Origin of the sequence: Brevibacterium aurantiacum, from assembly GCF_003932995.1 — a bacterium.
Taxonomy (GTDB): domain Bacteria; phylum Actinomycetota; class Actinomycetes; order Actinomycetales; family Brevibacteriaceae; genus Brevibacterium; species Brevibacterium aurantiacum.
In genome coordinates, this window is record NZ_CP025333.1 from 46,459 (window position 1) to 64,335 (window position 17,877).

Sequence of the window (17,877 nt, forward strand, 5' to 3'; positions counted from 1 at the left end):
GTACTCCGCATGTCATGTAGATTACTCGTCTTCTCAGCGCATGATGTCAACCAAAGATCGCCTCGTCCAGGTTCGCTCCGGCACTCGAGTTCCCGTTGTTGCCACCGGACGGGTTCGATCCGCCGTTGCCCGTAGCGTCCGATCCGTTGCCGGATCCGCTGTCCGAACCGCTGTCAGAGCCATTCGAGTTCGATCCGTTGTCGGAACCGTTCGAGCCCGAACCAGAGGTGTCTGAGTCACTTGACGAGCCGTTGCCGGAATCGTTGCTCGATCCGTTGTCGGAACTGGAACCGCTGTCGTTCGAGCTGCTGTTGTCATCGCTCGAGGAGCCGCCGTTGTCGGAGCCGGAACCGTTGTCGGAACCCGAACCATCGTCGCCGCTGGTCTCTGACGGCGTGGGAGTGCTGCTGGGCTCAGGTTCCTCGGTCTCCACCGGTTCCTCGGCCGGACCTGAGGAGATGTAGAGCGTGACGGTGTCGCCCTCTTCGAAGGTGTAGCCGTTCTCGCCCTCGCCGACATCGGCGACCGTGCCCGCAGCGCGGGAGGACTCGATGGTCTGGGTATCGGCTTCCAGGCCCTGCTGTTCGAGGTTCTGAGTCGCCGAGGATTCGGTGAGTCCGATGTAATCGCTCTTGTCGATCTCGATCGTCTTCGCCGCCTCGGAGGTCGTGGGCGCGCTGGTGCTGGGGTCCGGCTCGGGTTCGGCATTGCCCCCGCCGAGGAAGAACCACAGCAGCGAACCGACGGCGATGAGCGCGATGATCGCAAGGATCCAGATGAGGGCGCGGCCCTTCTTCGACTGCTTCTCGTCGAGTTCCTTGTCCTCTGCGTTCTCCGCATCGAGTTCGCTGCCATTCGCAGTCCCAACCCCAGCGGCTCCTGTCGCACCGGCACCGGCGACACCTGCGGCAGCGGCGCCCGGGTAGACGCGAGTCTCCTCATTGGACGCAGTGACCGGCATCGCCTTGGTCGTCGGCACGGGTTCGGGGTTGTTGAAGACCTGGGTCAATGCCTCGGAGGCGGCGCTGCCCAGCACCATCTGCGGCAGAATCTGCTCGGCACCGGCGACATCGCCGGCGGCCAGCGCATCGGCGGCTCGGGACACGGCCATGGCATCCGAGGGCCTGCGCTCGGGCTTCTTCTCCAGGAGGCAGTCGACGAAGCGACGCAGCGGTTCGGACACCGTGTCCGGCAGCGGCGGATGCTGCTGATTGACCTGGGCGATGGCGATCGCGACCTGCGAGTCACCGGTGAACGGACGCTGCCCGGCCAGTGCCTCATAGGCGATGATGCCCAGGGCGTAGAGGTCGGAGCCGGAGCCCGAGCCCTTGCCCGTGGCCTGCTCCGGTGCCAGGTACTGGGCGGTGCCCATGACCTGACCGGTCTTCGTCAGCGGAGCCTGGTCTGTGACTCGGGCGATGCCGAAGTCGGTGATCTTGACCCGGAAGTCCGGTGTCATGAGGATGTTGCCGGGTTTGATGTCGCGGTGGATGACGCCGACCTTGTGGGCCGCACCCAGCGCCTGCGCGGACTGGGAGACGATGCTCAGAGTGTCCGTCTCCGACAGGGGTGCGCTGCGTTCGATGATCGCCGACAGTGCCTCGCCGGGCACATACTCCATGACGAGATAGGGGGATCCCTGCTCGTCGCCGTAGTCGAAGACGCCGGCGATTCCGGGGTCGGATGCGCGGCCCATGTTCTGCGCCTCGGCGCGGAAGCGTGCGAGGAAGGTGGTGTCCGAGAGGTATTCGTCCTTGAGGATCTTCGCTGCGATCTCACGGCCGAGCACGGAGTCGACGCCCTTCCAGACCTCACCCATACCGCCCACGGCGATGCGAGAGGTGAGCTTGTATCGGTTTCCCAACAGGGTGCCTTCGACGGGTCTCATTTTTCGACCACCGCTTCCATCATGTTCTTGGCGATCGGTCCTGCGACCGTCGCTCCATAAGCTTCGTTGCCCGCGTTTCCGCCGTTCTCCACGACGACCGCCACTGCGATCTTCGGATCATCGGCTGGGGCGAATGAGATGAACCAGGCGTGCGGGGCCGCACCGGGTCCGTGCTGTGCGGTACCGGTCTTCGCGGCGACCTTCGTTCCGTCCATCTTGGCCACCGAGGCGGTTCCATCCTCGACAACGCCTTCCATCATGGTGGTGAGCTGATCGGCGGTTTTGCCTGAGACAGGCCGAGACTTCTGCGCCGGACGCATCTCCTTGATGGGTTCGAGGGTGTTCGCGTTCAGCACCCGGTCGACAAGCTGCGGCTTCATCATCTTGCCGCCATTGGCGATTCCCGCTGTCATCATCGCCATCTGCATCGGCGTGGACCTGACCTCGTACTGACCCAGCGAAGACTGTGCCAGCTGTGGTGGATTGAGGTTGTCGGGGAACGTGGACGGGCTGACCTTGAGCGGAATCTCCATGTCCTGGCCGAAGCCGAACTTCTCCGCCTGCTCCTTGATCGCGTCCTCGCCCAGATCCATGCCGAGTGAGGCGAACGAGGTGTTGCAGGATTCGGCGAGGGAATCGGCCAGCGTCGGTTGCCCTCCGTTGCGGCAGGCTCCTGGATGGGAGTTGCCGATGGTGGAAGTTGTCTGGGGCAGGTCGAGTTCCGCCGGACCGTTCAGGGTCGAATCCGGCTTGTAGTCGCCTGATTCCAGTGCGGCCGCGGCCACGAGGACCTTGAATGTCGAGCCCGGTGGGTACAGGTTGCCGCCGATCGCGCGGTTGTAGGCAGGCTTGCCCTCAGCGTTGTTGAGCTCCTCGAAGGCGGACTGCGCCGTCTCGGAGTCATGGCTGGCAATCGGGTTGGGATCCCAGCCCGGCGTCGAGGCCATGGCGAGGATCTTGCCGGTCTTCGGGTCCAATGCCACGGCGGCACCGTTCTGGTTGCCCAGGCCGTCCCACGCGGCCTGCTGCACCTTCGGGTCGATCGTGAGCTCCACGGCCGCTCCGCGCGGCTGCTCGCCGGTGAACAGGCTGCCGACCTTGTCGTAGAACAGGGCGTCGGAATCGCCGGAGAGGTAGTCTCCGGACGCGCGTTCCATGCCCGAGGCTCCCGAGACGATGGAGTAGTACCCGGTCATTGAGGCGTACGCGCGGGGGTTGAGGCCCTCAGCGCCGTACTTGCGCTGGAACTTGTACTTGTCGTCGACCGGTTCGGAGTAGGCGATCGGCTTGCCGTCGACGAGGATCGGACCCCGGTCGCGGGCCAGCTGATCGAGGACCTTGCGGTTATTCAGCGCATTGTTGTTCAGCGAGTCGGCGGTGACGAACTGCACCCAGCTCGTGGAGCCGAACAGGAGCGCGAACATGACGAACCCGACGATGCTGATGTGTGTCAGTGGTCTCTTCATCGTTCACCTCCGGTAGTGCCCAGATTCGTCGTCGGGTCCTCATCGGACCCGGTGGTCTTAAGATCGGCGGCGCCGAGGTTGGTCGTCGGTGCGTCGTCACTGGTGGTCCGGTCGGTCGCGAGGCTGCCCGCCGCGTGTTCGCGCGCCCCCTCGACACGTTTCGTGTCGTTGCGGGTTCCGGCTCCCCGCGCCGAGGCGGTGAGTTCCTCGGGATCCTCCGTGATCTTGAGGACGCCGGTGTGGAATTCCTCCACTGGGCGCCTGGCATTGTCGGAGATGCGCAGGAGCAGGGCGATGATCATCCAGTTCGCGATCAGAGACGACCCGCCTTGGGCAAGGAACGGCGTGGTCAGACCCGTGAGGGGGATGAGGCGGGTGACGCCGCCGACGACGACGAAGACCTGCAGGGCGATCGTGAAGCTCAAGCCCGTGGCGAGCAGGGTGCCGAATCCGTCGCGCAGCTGCTGGGCGGTCTTGATGCCGCGTTGGAAGATGAAGAGGTAGCAGAGCAGGATGACGAAGAGTCCGGCCATGCCCAACTCTTCGCCGAGGCTGGCGTAGATGAAGTCAGATTCCGCATAGGGGACCATATTTGGTCGGCCCTCGCCGAGTCCGGTGCCGGTCAGACCGCCGTTGGACATGCCGAACAGGCCTTGGACCAGCTGATATGACCCGCCTGGAGTCTTGTTGTACTCCTCAGCGGTCAGGGCGTTGAGCCAGCCGTCCACGCGCTGCCCGACGTGGTCGAAGAGGAAGGTCGCGGCGACCGCACCGACGGCGAAGAAACCGAGTCCGAGGATGATCCAGGAGACCTTGCTTGTCGCCACATAGAGCATGGCCACAAACAGGCCGAAGAACAGCAGCGAGGTTCCCAAGTCTCTTTCGAAGACAAGGATGCCGACGCTGGCGACCCAGGCGATGACGATGGGGCCGAAGTCTCGCAGGCGCGGGAAGCGGATGCCGAGGATCTTCGGCCCGGCCAGAACCAGCTGGTCACGGTAGGACACGAGGTAGCCAGCGAAGAAGATGGCCAGCAGGATCTTCGCGATCTCACCGGGCTGGAAGGACATCGGGCCGATGCCGATCCAGATGCGTGCGCCGTTGACCGTCTTGCCCAGGCCGGGAATCAGCGGGAGCAGGAGGAAGATCAGCGCAGCGAACCCCGAGAGGAAGGTGTAGCGGCGCAGCCACCGGTGGTCACCTAAGAAGATGATGATGCCGACGGCCAGGGCCACGCCCAAGGTCATCCAGATCAGCTGAGTGACTCCGCTGTTCTGATACTCATCCCGACCCAGGTCGACGCGGTAGATCATGGCCAGGCCCAAGCCGTTGAGCAGGACGGCGATCGGGACGAGGACGGGGTCGGCGTACTTGGCCTTCCACCACACGACGACGTGGATGATGAGGCCCAGCGCGGCCAACCACGCCGCATACTGATAGACGTTGGCGGGAATCGTGTCCTCGGTGCCGAGCCCTACAAGTGCATAGGCGCTCGTGGAGACCGCGATCGCGAGGATGAGGAGGCCGAGCTCAGCAAAGCGATAAGGCCGTGGCCGTGCGCCTTGGTTGGGGTTCTCGGACATTACTGTGACTCCTCAGTGATGGCATCACTGGGATCGACCGCTTGGGAACTCGGCGGTGAGGGCGCGGGATCGCTGGGACTTGCGGCATCCTCGACATTGCCGGAGACGGTACCGGACTTATCGGCTTCCTGTCGCAGGTTCTCAATGATGCGATCGGCCTCATCACGGGAATCGGCCTGAATGGAGCCGCGCAGACGATCCTGCGAAAAGCTGTTGAGGGTCCCGACTTCGATGTCGGTGGTGTCTTCGAGCTGACTGAGTTCGATGGGTCCCAGAGTCGTGTCGAGGCCCCGGTAGAGGGTGACCTTTCCATCTTGGTTCGTCAGGTAGTAGTGGTTGCTCACGTAGTTATAGGCGAAGAACCCGCCCACCGCGATTGCGACGATGACGATCGCTGCGATGATCCAGCCCAGGTAGGACCGCTTTTCCACCTCGTCGTCGTCAGCGTCGAGGTCATCCTCCTCGGCGGGTGCGTCCCTGTCGGACGACTCCGAGTCGGTGCGCTGGGAAGGGGGAACCACCTCGGCGGTGGGCTCCTGCTTATCGGAACCGGACACCGTCTGCAGGGGCACGGTGTCGGTGGGAATGTCGCCGTTGCCGTAGTGGGGCTGAGGCTCAGTGGTGGGTTCGTCGACATCGGTGTTCATGCCGATGGTGGCGTACTTCGGGTTGAGGTGGACGGAGCCCACGGAGCTGCCCTGAACGGTGTCGAGGGTGCCTTCGAGCACGTCGCCGATGACGACGGTGACATTGTCGGCGCCGCCGCCGGCCAGGGCCAGATCGATGAGCTGACGGCAGCATTCGTCGGGGTCGGAGACCTCGGAGAGAACGCGGGCGATGTCATCGACGTCCGCGAAGCCGGTCAGGCCGTCGGAGCAGAGCATCCACCGGTCGCCGACGTGAGCCTCACGCAGGGTCAGGTCGAGGTCGGGGGAGGCCCCGACGTCGCCGAGGACCTTCATGACAACGGAACGCTGCGGGTGTGTTTCGGCCTCGTCCGGGGTGATGCGGCCTTCGTCGACGAGCATCTGGACGAAGGTGTGGTCATGGGTGACGGTCTGCAGTTCGCCGTCGCGCAGCACATAGCCGCGGGAGTCGCCGATGTGGGCTAAGGCGAAGCGGTTGCCGGGAGCGCGCAGCAGTGCGGTGACTGTGGTGCCCATGCCGGCGAGCTCGGGCTGTTCGGCGACGCCGCGGCAGATGCGGTCGTTGGCCTCCAGGATCGAGGTGCGCAGGATCTCCAGCGCATCCTCGCCGCTGGGTTCACGATCGAGGTCGGCCAGCCGGGACACGGTGATCGCCGAGGCGACGTCACCGCCGGCGTGTCCGCCCATTCCATCCGCGATGAGCAGAAAATTCGGACCCGCATAGCCGGAGTCCTGGTTGTTCTTACGCACCAGCCCGGTGTGAGACCGGGCTGCTGAGCGGAGGGTGATCGTACCGTCGGTCGTCACGATTGGGTCTCCAACGTCGTATGGCCGATGGTGATCTGGGTGCCGATTCGCAGACTGATGGGCGAATGCATGGGCGAGCCGTCGACGATCGTGCCGTTGGTCGAACCGAGGTCCTCGAGGACCCAGGAGCCGTTGGAGGCCACGATTCGCGCATGATGGCTGGACGCGAAGTCATCGCTGATGACGATCGTATTGTCCGGAGCTCGTCCGAAGGTCACTGGTGCTCCGGAGAGCGTGACCAGTGTCCCGGCCAAGGGCCCACCGGTGACCCGAATGGAGCCCGGATGAGCATGCTGTCGCGCCGGAGAGGGCGTAGGAGCCGGTGCCGGCGCCGGTCTGCTCGGGGCAGGGGTCGGCGCTGCATTACGGGAGGCCCGGCCACCTCGGCGAGACTTCCGGGGACCCTTCCTGGCACCGAAGATGTCGCGGCGCAGGACGCCGGCAACACCGAGGACGAAGAGCCAGAGGATGATGAAGAAGGCGAACCGGAAGACGGTGACGGTGAACTCGCTCACTGGGCGTCCTGTTCGTTCTCGTGGTAGCGCACCTCTGCGTCTCCGGCCATGAGGACATCACCGTCGGAGAGGTTCGCCGAGGTGAGCTTGCGTCCGCGCAGAAGGGTGCCGTTGGTTGATCCGAGGTCGTTGGCGACCGCATGGTCACGTTCGACGGTGATCTCGAAGTGTCGGCGGGAGACGCCGGGGTCATCGATGACGTAGTCGGAGCTGGAGGAGGACCGTCCGAAGACGTTCGTGCCCTGGTGCAGCTCGTAGTCCTGACCGTGGATGGTCACGCTGGCGCTGATGGTGCGCGACCGTGCTGGTGCTGCCTGTCGCACGGGGGCCGATGCCGGGCGGCTGGTGGCCGCCGGTCGGGCCGGTGCTGGTTCGGGTGTGCGTCTGGGTGGGACCGGACGTGATCCGGAGTTGGCCTGTCCTTCGCCCACGATGTTGTGGGACCGGGACACGGGGTCATAGCCGCCGCGGTTGGCCGGTTGGGCTGCGTGTGAGCCGTCGGGTCGCTGAGTGCTGGAGACGACTCGGTACATTCCGGTGTCGAGGTCTTCTGCCTCGACGAACTCGACGGAGACGGGACCGACGAAGCTGTAGGCCTGCTCGACCGCGTGATCGCCGATGACCTGTCGCAGGTCGGAGCGAAGTTCGTTCTCGAGACCAGAGAGACGGTCGAAATCTGTGGGAGACAGTTCGATGCTGTAGTGGTTTGCCGTCAGTGTTCGTCCGCGTGAGACCACAGCGGCCTTGTTATCGGCTTCGCGTCGCAGCGCGCCGGCCAATTCGACCGGTTCCACCTGTGAGCGGAACGCTTTGGCGAAGGCGCCGTTGACGACATTCTCCAATCCCTTCTCGAAACGATCGAGAATCCCCATGGCACCTCCTCTTCCAGGTGTCGTGCGCGTGACGAACCGTTCGCCACCAGCCCGGACGCATGCGCCCGAACGAGTCTGTCCTGGTGAATCCGAGTTCGGAAAGGAACACCGAAACGGAGACATCAACACCCAATCCTAACGCGGTGAGGCTCTCAACTCACGTCACTAGGTATTTCGGGGCCGAGGTCTGTTCGGATTCCCGGCAGTCGCCCAGTTTAGAGATTGTCGCTGAGTACTCCATGAGCCTGTGACGAGCGCCGATGTTACCGGAAATGAGTGCTGGGTCACGAAAGGCGGGTGGTGCAGGGGGTGGTCGGTGTGAGCGTCGACACGTTTTGGGTGTTTCGACCGAACTCGGTTTCATTCTTCCCGGCCGCGATGCTAGAGTTTTCTCTTGTTCGCGCGAGTGGCGGAATTGGTAGACGCGCTGGCTTCAGGTGCCAGTGATCGCAAGGTCGTGGGGGTTCAAGTCCCCCCTCGCGCACAGTGAACAACAGCCCTTCACCGGGACCCTTCGGGGCCAAGGTGGAGGGCTGTTTCGTGTCTGGGTGCTGCGTCGTGCGGGTTCGGGTGCGGGTGGGATGCGTCGCCTCAGAGGTAAGGGATCGATCGAAGTTTCAAAGCTCGACTTTGAAGCAGGGCTCTGAAACTTCGATCGATCCCGTTCCCAGGTGACTTCGATTGTGCGGGTTAGCGGCAGGATTAAGCCTTGAGTGATCGGGCCTCGAGGTAGGCGCGTTCGGCAGGGTCGGTGGTCAGCTCGATGGCACGGCGATAGGCGTTTTGGGCCTCCTGCCCCTGCCCGGCACGGGCGAGCAGGTGTGCGCGCAGTGCCCACGTCGGCTGGAACGAGTCGACGCGTGCGGAGGAGAACGCATTCTCTCTGACAGGAGACTCGCCACGGCTGGGGCCGTCCAGAGTGTCGAGTTCAGCCAGACCAGCCTTCGGGCCGTCGATCTCAGCAATCACCGCTGCCCTCGCCACAGCCCCGCCGAGGCTGGGCGCCATCCGCTCCACATCGTCGTGCAGGCGCAGCAGCATCGGCCAATCGGTGCTTCCGCTGCGCACACCGGACATGTGGAGGATCTGGATCGCAGCCTGCAACCCGAAACGACCGATCTCGCCGCTGCCCTGCACTGCCCGCAGATGATCCTCGCCCCTGGCGATGAGTACGGAGTCCCAACTGCCCGGGTCTCGATCGCCGAGGGGCACGAACTCTCCGCCCTGGCCGCGGCGGGCCGGAAACCTGGCAGCAGAGAGGTGGATGAGGGCCGCGAGGCCGTGTGATTCCCCATCGGAGGGACACAGCTCGGCGAGCAGTCGGGAGAGATAGAGGGTCTCGCCGATGATGCCATCGCGTGGTTCGCTCGCCGCATGCACCCAGTCGATGGCGAAGGCACCGTAGATCGCCTCATGGATGTCGGGCAGTCGAGCTTCGAGCTCGGTGCGATCTGGCAGACCGAAACCGATGCCCAGGGCGGCGATGCGCTTCTTCGCCCGAGTCAGCCGAGCAGCGACCGTCGCGGCAGGCAGGGCCATTCCTGCAGCGATCTGCTTCCCGGTCATGCCCATCACCGCAGAGAGCATGAGCAGCGGCCGGACTCCCGGCTCGATGTCCGGATGAGCACACGCGCCCATCAGTTCGAGACGACGATCGGGCAGGGCATCGGGATCAGCTGGGGCGACCAGATGAGCTGCAGCCGGCTGGCCTGCGCCGTGGGACGCGGACCTGTCGTGGTTACCTAGATCGGCACCATCGTGAACCTCGGGATCCAAGGCCGCCGAGGTGCGGGCCGCGGCCGATTTCCACACGTCTCGTCGTGCATTGAGGGCAACCCGGTAGAGCCACCCCTCGGGATTGGTCGGCACTCCCTGCTCCCGCCACACGCGAACTGCGCGTTCGAGAGCCGAACTCAGGGCATCCTCGGCGCCGGCCAAGTCCCCGTCGGCGGCAGCGATGAGGGCGATGATCCGCCCCCAGCCGTCCTGGGAGAGGATCATCGCCCGATCGATCGGGTCCCGATGTTCGTTCAGGGCTGCACCCAACGTCCGTCTATATAGGAGACTGCCGCCGCTCTGACCTCGATGACTCCGTAGCTCGTGCCGGGGAACTTCTCTGCCCACGCCAGGGCCGCGTCGCGGCTCTCGACGTCGATGACGAAGACTCCGGCCAGGGCCTCCTTCGCCGCTGCGAAGGGACCATCCTCGATGACGACAGAGCCACCTCGGCGGGTGACGGTGGTTGTCGCCTGCTGCGGTTCAAGCATCTCTGCAGCGATGAAGACTCCCGCGGAGTAGAGGGCATCAGCGTAGTCGGACATCAGCTTCTGCATCTCGGCCATCACCTCGGCGGAGGGCTGGGGTCCGCCTTCTTGAGGTTCGGGTGCGTGGAAGACCAGTGAGTAGCGCATGATTGAACTCCGTTCATCTCAGGTGCGATCGCGTTTCGATCGCTCATCATTGAGACGACCGAGTTCACGTCGATTCGACACGTCTGAGAACAATTATTGCCGGAATTCGTCGAAGTGGGTGAGATTCGTGCCGCTGGCGGGCGGAATTCATCCGCCGAGTGAGGGCCTCAGCGCTTCGCAATCGTGCGGCGCAGCAGCGGAGTCACTCGGTATTCCACCATCTGCTTCATCGACACGAGTGTGCGTGTGCGTTTGACGCCGGGAATCGACAGAATCCGCCCGGCTATGCGGTACAGATCATCGGTGTCCCGAGCGACGACCTGAATGAGGGTGTCGGCAGTGCCCGAGACTCCGATGACCTCGAGGACCTCCGGAATTCGGGCGAGTTCGACGCCGACCTGATCGAGTTTGCGCTGCTTGAGGTTCGCCAGGACGTGTGCCCGCAGGGGATAGCCGAGCCCGGCAGTGTCGACTCGGTGGTCGAAGGAGTGCAGGCCCTCGTTCTCGAGGCGGGTGAGTCTGGCCTGCGCGGTGTTCCTGGCAACCTGGAGCCGTTGGGCGAGACCGGCGACCGTGGATCGAGGCTGCCGCACGAGTTCGAGGAGGATGCGCGCATCGAGAGCGTCGGCGATCCTGCGTGTCTTCTCCGTCATCGTCTGTGACCCCCATTACATGCTCGAAACGTTCAGCCCACTGTACCGACGAATCGCACATTCTGAGCAATCTGCTCAATTTCAAAACTGACTATTGAGCATTTCTTTCAGCCGGGTTGGAATGGGTTCACCGTCGATCATCAACCTGACTGGCGTCACGTTCGACATATCCCGTCGGCGACTCACAGGACGATCCCGTCCTGCGGCGGCAGGTCTCCTGAGCCAACCGGTTCAGGACACCTGCCGCGAATTCGGATCTGCGGGCACAATGCATGCGCGCACACCTCGGGAGGACAACCGTGACCATCGATACAGACACAGACATCAACACCGCCTCAGAAGCCTCGACGTTCGAGACCCTCGATGAGATCCACGATCGGATTCTGTGGCTGTCGACCTCGATCATCCACCATGCCAATCGCGTGCGTCCCAACCGCAGCGGGCTCAAGGTCGGCGGACACCAGGCCTCATGCGCCTCGATCGCCACGATTATGACCGCACTGTGGTTCCACGAACTGCGCGCCGAAGACCGGGTGAGCATCAAACCGCATGCCAGCCCCGTCTGGCACGCCATCAACTACCTCTGCGGTGAACTCGACGAAGCAGACATGACCTCCTTGCGGGCCTTCGGCGGTCTGCAGAGCTACCCGAGTCGCACCAAGGACCCGGTTCCAGCCGACTACTCCACCGGTTCCGTCGGCATCGGAGCCACGGCACCCATCTGGGGCTCGATCGCCCGACGCTACGTCGATTCGACGCTGAAACCCATCGGCCTCGGGCGACAGTACTCCCTGGTTGGAGACGCGGAACTCGACGAGGGTGCCGTGTGGGAGGCCGTCATTGACCCCGACGTCAAACACCTCGGCGAAATCGTCTGGATCGTCGACCTCAACCGCCAGTCACTGGACCGCGTGATCCCCGATATCGCCGCCGGGCGCATCGAAGCGATGTTCGACGCCGCCGGCTGGCAGGTGATCACCGTGAAGTTCGGACGCCTGCTCGACGAACTCTTCGCCCGACCCTGTGGTCCTGAGCTGAGACAGCGGATCCTGACGATGTCGAACCCCGAATACCAGCGTCTGCTGCGATGCACCGCCGCCGAGCTGCGCGAGCGATTGCCCGGTGAGGGGGAGGACGCCCAGGCCCTGCGGGATCTGGTGGGCAGCCTCGATGACACCACATTGACGGATGCGATCAGAAACCTCGGCGGCCATGACATTCCCGCGCTCCTCGACGCCTTCGCGCGGATCGACGATTCGAAGCCGACGGCCATCATTGCGTACACGATCAAGGGGTTCGGTCTGCCGAGCTCCGGCCACCCGCAGAACCACTCCGCGCTCATCAGCGATGAGGAATACGGTGCTTTGGCCCGGCGCAGCGGCCAGGACACACAGGCACCGTGGACCAGGTTCGACCACGATTCTGCCGCCGGAGAGATCATCGAGGCGAGTGCGAAGCGGCTGGCGCGACCGGAGTTCCCTCGTGCTGCCGAGAGCGAGCTGCCGCGTGATCTCGAGCGGGCGCACAAGGGCACCTCCTCGTCGCAGGCCGCGCTGGGCCGCGTTCTCATGGACCTGAGTCGGCAGTCACCGGAGACGGCCCGCCGGGTGGTCACGGTCAGTCCCGATGTGTCATCGACGACCAACCTCGGCGGATGGGTCAACAAGGTCGGGGTGTGGAGTTCCGAAGCCGGCCGCAACTGGTTCGCCGATGACGCCGAGACGATCCTGCAGTGGAACGAATCGGAACAGGGCCAGCACATGGAACTGGGCATCGCCGAGACGAACCTGGTCGGTCTGCTCGGGGAGCTCGGTGCGACCTGGAGCCGGTGGGGAGAGCCGCTCTTCCCGATCGGCGTGATGTACGACCCCTTCGTCAACCGTGCCCTCGAGCCGTGGACCTTCGGCATGTATGCGGGTGGACAGTCGATCCTCGTCGGCACTCCGTCCGGGGTCACGCTGGCACCCGAAGGCGGTGCGCATCAGTCGATCACGACCCCCTCGACGGGCATGGAGGTGCCGGGTCTGGTGACCTATGAGCCCGCGTTCGCCCAGGACGTCGAGTGGACCCTGCTCCACTCCATCACGCGCTTGGGCAGGCCTGATGGTGAATCGGCCTACCTGCGCCTGTCGACCCGGGCGGTCGACCAGTCCCTGGCCGAGGTGCCGAGCGATCCGGTGGCGCGTCGGCGTCGTCGGGAGCAGGTCATCGCCGGAGGATTCCGGCTGCGGGCGACGAAGCAGCCGCGAGTCCAGCTCGTGGGTATGGGTGCCATGATGACAGAGACCCTGGCCGCAGCAGACCGCCTCGAAGCAATGGGCATCGACGCCGATGTCGTGTGCGTGACCAGCCCCGGTCTGCTCTATCGGGCGCTGCGGGCTGCGCAGGGGAATCGCTCGCCTGGTGCAGGAGCTGGTGTCTCTGCTGCCGGTCCGGGATCCGAGTGGATCCTCGACCAGGTGTTCCCCGCCGAGCGCGCCGTGCCGATGGTCACCCTCCTCGACGGCCACCCGCACACGCTGTCGTTCCTCGCCACGATCAACAAGGTCGACCATGTCGCGCTCGGGGTGAGCAGTTTCGGTCAGTCCGGCGATATCGACGACGTCTACCGCTATCACGGGATCGATGTCGACTCGATCGTACGAGCGGCCCTCGACGCGAGCCGGAGCTAGGGCCTCTCGTCGACTCCTCGCGGGGAGAGACTCGGGGGAGCACAGCCACGTCCGCCCCTCGCAGTAGTGTTGAGGTATGACCAACCCAAGCGCTGCCGTGCCTGCGTGGTGCGTGATCGGGCGTGCTCCCGACAGCGCCCTCGGCGGCGTTCGCGGCATGGGTTCGATGATCGCCGTCGTCGACCTCGACGACGCCAGACAGCGGATCGGCAACCACCACCTCGGCGCGGATGAGCTGCCCACGTTCGTCCGCGAACGGGAAGCACAGGGCCGGCCGAGGTGGGTCTTCAGTGACACTCCCAACTGGTACCCGGCCCTGCTGGTTGCCGGCGTGCAGATCGAGCGCTGCTATGACCTGCGGCTGACCCACGCGATCCTCATGCGCTCGGAACTCGTGGCCGACCGAAACGCCGTCGCAAGCGCCGAAGAATGGGACGCGGGCCCGGTGAGCGCACCGACCGCACCCGAGGCGGAGGCGCTCTTCGAGGTCACCGAACGACGCAGCCACATCAAAACGGTCCCGCACGACATCGAGTCCGCGCTCGCCGAATTCGCACGTCAGTCCACCGCCCTGCAGACTGCCTCCGATCCCGGCCGGCTGCGTCTGCTGCTCGCGGCAGAATCAGCCGGTGGACTCGTGGCCGCAGAGATGCAGGCCGCCGGGGTGCCCTGGGACATCGCCGAGCACGATCGGATCCTCGCCGAGGAACTCGGGCCCCGTCCTGCACGGGACGCGAAGCCTGCCAAGATGCTCGCCGTGGCCGAGCAGGTGCGGGCCGCCCTCGGTGACCCGCGAGCCAATCTCGACTCCCACGTCAAACTCCTCCATTCCCTGCACGCGGCCGGAATCAACGTCGCCTCGACCTCGAAATGGGAGCTGCAGGAGAGCAACCACGCGGCGATCGCGCCCCTGCTGGAGTACAAGAAGCAGTCCCGTCTGCTCTCCGCCAACGGGTGGGCGTGGCTCGACGAATGGGTCAGCGAGGGCCGCTACCGTCCCGTCTATGTTCCCGGGGGAGTCGTCACCGGGCGCTGGGCGGCCAGCGGCGGTGGTGCACTTCAGATTCCTCGCCAACTGCGACCCGCCCTGCGCGCCGACCCCGGATGGCGGCTGATCTCGGCCGATGTCGCCCAGCTGGAGCCGCGGGCGCTCGCCGCCATGTCGGGGGACCGGGCCATGGCCGAAGCTGGCCGAGGTCGCGACCTGTACTCGGGTCTTGTCGACGAAGGCATCGTCGCGACCAGGCAGGAGGCGAAGATCGCCGTGCTCGGCGCCATGTACGGGTCCACGACCGGTGACAGCGGCAGGCTCGTGCCGCGACTGCGCACCAGTTTTCCCGCCGCCATGGGCTTGGTTGATTCCGCCGCCGAGGTGGGGGCCGCCGGAGGGGTCGTGTCCACTTGGCTGGGCCGAACCTCACCGGTGCCAGGTGAAGGGTGGCGCCGCGTTCAGTCGGCGGCGAACCAGTTCGACGCCACGCCTGCCGATGAGAACCGGGCCCGTCGCGCCGCCGGTGACCAGGGACGCTTCACCCGCAACTTCGTCGTCCAGGGAACCGCGGCCGAATGGGCCCTGGCCTGGCTGGCCGACCTGAGACTGCGGCTGTCACAGTTGCCGGCCATCGATGACGGGAACCCGGGGACAACCTCGGCGGTTGATGGTGATGGGGGAACCACCTCGGCGGGGGAGACGATGGGGCACGTCGCCGATGCCTCGGGTCCGGTGTTCTCCCGACGCGCTCACCTGGTGTTCTTCCTCCACGATGAGGTCATCGTGCACGCGCCGGCCCAGCACGCCGAAGCCGCAGCGGAGGCGATCAGGGAAGCGGCCGCCTCGGCGGGGACACTCCTATTCGGCAATGCGCCCGTGGACTTCCCTCTCGACCTCACGATCTCCGAGCGGGCAGCCAAGGACTAGGGGGCGGCGACGGGGCTGCGACTGGTCCTGAACGATCGTCTGTTGCAGAGATCACGGGAGGGCCCGGAATAGGCGACAGATAATCAGTGCTGCATGTAAGGTGTCGGCGGCCCCGAAACAGAGCCGCCGCAGCATCCGGAGTCGTCACCGCACAGAGGAGTTTTCATGACTTTCACCGTCAAGGCACTGCAGAAGACCGGCCCCGACCAGCCGTTCAAGGTTGCCAACATCGAACGCCGCGACCCCAGGCCCGATGACGTGGTCATCGACATCAAGGCCGCCGGAATCTGCCACAGCGACATCCACACCATCCGCAACGAATGGGGCGAGGCGCACTTCCCCCTGACCGTCGGCCACGAGATCGCCGGCGTCGTCGAGGCCGTCGGTTCCGATGTCACCGACTGGAAGGTCGGCGACCGCGTGGGCGTGGGCTGCATGGTCAACTCGTGTGGAGAGTGCGAGGAATGCCGGGCTGGGCAGGAGCAGAACTGCCTCAACGGCCAGGTCGGCACCTACAACTCCACCGACGTCGACGACACCATCACACAGGGCGGCTACGCCGAGAAAGTCGTCGTCAACGAACGCTTTGTCTGCCGTATCCCCGACGCTCTCGACTTCGATGTCGCGGCCCCGCTGCTCTGCGCCGGCATCACCACCTACGCACCACTCAACCGCTGGGGCGCAGGCGAGACCAAGGACGGCGCACCCAAGAAGGTCGCCATTCTGGGACTCGGCGGACTCGGCCACATGGGCGTCCAGATCGCCGTCGCCATGGGCGCCGACGTCACCGTCCTTTCCCGCACCCTGAACAAGGAGAAGGCAGCACTCGAGCTCGGCGCGAAGCAGATGCTCGCGACAACTGAGGATGACTTCTTCAGTGACCACCGCGGAGAGTTCGACCTCATCCTCAACACGATCAGCGCCGACATTCCCGTCGACAAGTACCTGAGCCTGCTCAAGCCTCGCGGGGTCATGACCGTCGTCGGTATGCCTCCGGAGAAGCAGCCGCTGTCCTTCGCCTCCGTGATCGGCGGCGCCAAAGTGCTGGCCGGGTCGATGATCGGCGGCATCGCCGAGACCCAGGAGATGCTCGACTTCTGCGCGAAGCACGACATCGCAGCGAAGATCGAGACCGTGAGCATCGACAAGGCGGATGAGACCTACGATCGCGTCGTCGCCGGTGACGTGTACTTCCGTGCCGTCATCGACACCGCCACATTCGAAGGCGCCGAGGTGACCGCTCTCGTTTGAGAGTCGGACTGACCGACAGCCGGACTGACCGACGATCTATGTGACCGTCTGGTGAGGTTCAGGGGCCGTTTCGCTGAAGCAGCGAGGCGGCCCCTCGTCATGGGTTCGATCGGCAGTCGTGTGCTCGATTTGCGAGCTGAACGGCTTATGAGCCGGGTTGCGGGATACCGCAATCCGGGCGCCGTCGTGGGGCATCGGCGGTAGTCTGAATCGCATGACGAGTGGGCAGAGACGAATGGGCGATATGCCCCTGGTGCTGCTGATCCTCTACACCGTCTTCATCGGCTTCATGACGCTGACTCCTTACCAGCTCGACGTCAGCCCAGAAGGTCCGATCGGCAGGCTGCTCCAGTTCTTCGCCGATCATCAGGTGACGTCATGGCTGACCTATACGCTCGTCGAGAAGCTGGCGAACGTCGCCATGTTCGTCCCGTTCGGGTTCCTGCTCGCCCTGCATATGGGGCGTAGGCGCTGGTGGGTCGGCTGGGCGGCGGGCGCGGCCTTCACCTGCCTGATCGAGGGAGCCCAGGTGACCCTGCTCTCGCCGACCCGCTTCGGTACGATCAGCGATCTCATCACGAACACGCTCGGAGCCGGGATCGGTGCCGTCCTCGCCCTTCTCATCATGGTTCTGCTGCCCGAGCGTGACGAACCGGAAGAGGTCGAGCGCGTCGTACGCTGAGGACGATCACCTCGACGACCTCAGCCCTCGTGTGGGCTTCTCGTGTCCTCGCTCTCGAGGGCTCCGATGCACAGATCGAGAGCCTCGCCGAGGTGGCCCTTCAGTTCCTCATCGAGCGAAGAGACCATGAGTGCCGAGATCCGTTCAACTCGTTCGACCGCCTGATCGAGGGCCTTGCCTCCCTCCGCGGTCAGGGTCGTCGGCAGAGCTCTGCCGGTTTCGGCCTTCGTTGCTCTCGTCACCAGGCCACGATCCTGCAGGCCCTTCAGCAGCGTATTCATCGTCTGTCGCGTGACGAAGGCGCCGCGAGCAAGTTCCGAGTTCGATGCGCCCGGGGCTCGGCGCAGCAGTTCGAGGCAGGCGTACTGCGGCGTTGAGAGTCCCAGGGGCCGTAGCGTCTCGTCCATGCGTGAGCGCAGCACCGACTGCAGGTGCTTGAGCTGATATCCGATCATCGCCTCCAGCGCCTGGGGTGATTGGGACTGCTGCGACTGCATCTCTTGACTCATGTA

14 protein-coding genes and 1 tRNA gene are annotated in these 17,877 nt (G+C 64.9%); 5 read left to right on the forward strand and 10 right to left on the reverse strand.

The genetic code is table 11. The features are described from left to right. Window positions 1–46: 46 nt before the first annotated feature. From CXR25_RS00220 to CXR25_RS00245, 6 genes are read right to left on the reverse strand one after another with little or no spacing between them, the layout of a single operon-like run. Window positions 47–1,888, reverse strand: coding sequence for a protein kinase domain-containing protein (locus CXR25_RS00220; protein ID WP_125240260.1), 1,842 nt, complete (start codon window positions 1,886–1,888; stop codon window positions 47–49). Then, window positions 1,885–3,354 (reverse strand): peptidoglycan D,D-transpeptidase FtsI family protein, encoded by a 1,470-nt coding sequence (locus tag CXR25_RS00225; protein ID WP_009884838.1) that lies wholly within the window; start codon window positions 3,352–3,354, stop codon window positions 1,885–1,887. Before CXR25_RS00225 ends, CXR25_RS00220 begins: the two co-directional genes overlap by 4 nt. Further along, a complete protein-coding gene (locus CXR25_RS00230) occupies window positions 3,351–4,937 on the reverse strand; it encodes an FtsW/RodA/SpoVE family cell cycle protein (RefSeq protein ID WP_125240261.1) in 1,587 nt (528 codons plus the stop codon). Before CXR25_RS00230 ends, CXR25_RS00225 begins: the two co-directional genes overlap by 4 nt. Next, a complete protein-coding gene (locus CXR25_RS00235) occupies window positions 4,937–6,391 on the reverse strand; it encodes a PP2C family protein-serine/threonine phosphatase (protein WP_096177545.1) in 1,455 nt (484 codons plus the stop codon). The genes CXR25_RS00230 and CXR25_RS00235 overlap by 1 nt, the downstream gene beginning before the upstream one ends. Next, window positions 6,388–6,906, reverse strand: coding sequence for an FHA domain-containing protein FhaB/FipA (locus tag CXR25_RS00240; protein ID WP_009884841.1), 519 nt, complete (start codon window positions 6,904–6,906; stop codon window positions 6,388–6,390). The genes CXR25_RS00235 and CXR25_RS00240 overlap by 4 nt, the downstream gene beginning before the upstream one ends. Beyond that, window positions 6,903–7,778 carry an FhaA domain-containing protein gene (locus tag CXR25_RS00245; protein ID WP_069599132.1) on the reverse strand — a complete coding sequence of 292 codons (876 nt, stop codon included), beginning with the start codon at window positions 7,776–7,778 and terminating at the stop codon, window positions 6,903–6,905. Before CXR25_RS00245 ends, CXR25_RS00240 begins: the two co-directional genes overlap by 4 nt. Window positions 7,779–8,178: 400 nt before the next feature. Between CXR25_RS00245 and CXR25_RS00250 the strand changes: the two genes are divergently transcribed. Next, a tRNA-Leu gene (locus tag CXR25_RS00250) sits at window positions 8,179–8,262 on the forward strand. A gap of 218 nt (window positions 8,263–8,480) precedes the next feature. Here CXR25_RS00250 and CXR25_RS00255 read toward each other — a convergent pair. The 3 genes from CXR25_RS00255 to CXR25_RS00265 form a co-directional block, all read right to left on the reverse strand. After that, window positions 8,481–9,824 (reverse strand): RNA polymerase sigma factor, encoded by a 1,344-nt coding sequence (locus CXR25_RS00255; protein ID WP_206430641.1) that lies wholly within the window; start codon window positions 9,822–9,824, stop codon window positions 8,481–8,483. Beyond that, complete coding sequence (locus CXR25_RS00260; protein ID WP_009884711.1) at window positions 9,809–10,189, reverse strand: YciI family protein; 381 nt, start codon at window positions 10,187–10,189, stop codon at window positions 9,809–9,811. The genes CXR25_RS00255 and CXR25_RS00260 overlap by 16 nt, the downstream gene beginning before the upstream one ends. Before the next feature lie 167 nt (window positions 10,190–10,356). Continuing rightward, entirely contained in the window at window positions 10,357–10,842 is a 486-nt protein-coding gene (locus CXR25_RS00265) for an Lrp/AsnC family transcriptional regulator (protein ID WP_125240262.1), read from the reverse strand. 299 nt (window positions 10,843–11,141) lie between these two features. Here CXR25_RS00265 and CXR25_RS00270 point away from each other — a divergent pair, with 299 nt between their 5' ends. The 4 genes from CXR25_RS00270 (at window position 11,142) to CXR25_RS00285 (ending at window position 17,365) form a co-directional block, all read left to right on the forward strand. Beyond that, entirely contained in the window at window positions 11,142–13,514 is a 2,373-nt protein-coding gene (locus CXR25_RS00270) for a transketolase-like TK C-terminal-containing protein (protein WP_125240263.1), read from the forward strand. A gap of 76 nt (window positions 13,515–13,590) precedes the next feature. Further along, a complete protein-coding gene (locus CXR25_RS00275) occupies window positions 13,591–15,432 on the forward strand; it encodes a bifunctional 3'-5' exonuclease/DNA polymerase (RefSeq protein WP_114385040.1) in 1,842 nt (613 codons plus the stop codon). A 165-nt stretch (window positions 15,433–15,597) separates the two neighbouring features. Then, complete coding sequence (locus tag CXR25_RS00280) at window positions 15,598–16,683, forward strand: NAD(P)-dependent alcohol dehydrogenase (protein WP_096146197.1); 1,086 nt, start codon at window positions 15,598–15,600, stop codon at window positions 16,681–16,683. A 214-nt stretch (window positions 16,684–16,897) separates the two neighbouring features. Continuing rightward, on the forward strand, window positions 16,898–17,365 hold the full coding sequence (locus CXR25_RS00285; RefSeq protein WP_240517979.1) for a VanZ family protein: 468 nt from the start codon (window positions 16,898–16,900) through the stop codon (window positions 17,363–17,365). A gap of 20 nt (window positions 17,366–17,385) precedes the next feature. Here CXR25_RS00285 and CXR25_RS00290 read toward each other — a convergent pair whose 3' ends face one another. Next, on the reverse strand, window positions 17,386–17,874 hold the full coding sequence (locus tag CXR25_RS00290; protein ID WP_096160108.1) for a MarR family winged helix-turn-helix transcriptional regulator: 489 nt from the start codon (window positions 17,872–17,874) through the stop codon (window positions 17,386–17,388). Window positions 17,875–17,877 lie beyond the last annotated feature (3 nt).

Excerpts from the sequence above, each read along its gene's own strand:
- CXR25_RS00290 (WP_096160108.1), bottom strand. The coding sequence starts at position 17,874 with ATGAGTCAAGAGATGCAGTCGCAGCAGTCCCAATCACCCCAGGCGCTG.
- CXR25_RS00285 (WP_240517979.1), top strand. The coding sequence starts at position 16,898 with ATGACGAGTGGGCAGAGACGAATGGGCGATATGCCCCTGGTGCTGCTG.
- CXR25_RS00260 (WP_009884711.1), bottom strand. The coding sequence starts at position 10,189 with ATGCGCTACTCACTGGTCTTCCACGCACCCGAACCTCAAGAAGGCGGA.
- CXR25_RS00230 (WP_125240261.1), bottom strand. The coding sequence starts at position 4,937 with ATGTCCGAGAACCCCAACCAAGGCGCACGGCCACGGCCTTATCGCTTT.
- CXR25_RS00275 (WP_114385040.1), top strand. The coding sequence starts at position 13,591 with ATGACCAACCCAAGCGCTGCCGTGCCTGCGTGGTGCGTGATCGGGCGT.
- CXR25_RS00280 (WP_096146197.1), top strand. The coding sequence starts at position 15,598 with ATGACTTTCACCGTCAAGGCACTGCAGAAGACCGGCCCCGACCAGCCG.
- CXR25_RS00220 (WP_125240260.1), bottom strand. The coding sequence starts at position 1,888 with ATGAGACCCGTCGAAGGCACCCTGTTGGGAAACCGATACAAGCTCACC.
- CXR25_RS00225 (WP_009884838.1), bottom strand. The coding sequence starts at position 3,354 with ATGAAGAGACCACTGACACACATCAGCATCGTCGGGTTCGTCATGTTC.
- CXR25_RS00265 (WP_125240262.1), bottom strand. The coding sequence starts at position 10,842 with ATGACGGAGAAGACACGCAGGATCGCCGACGCTCTCGATGCGCGCATC.
- CXR25_RS00245 (WP_069599132.1), bottom strand. The coding sequence starts at position 7,778 with ATGGGGATTCTCGATCGTTTCGAGAAGGGATTGGAGAATGTCGTCAAC.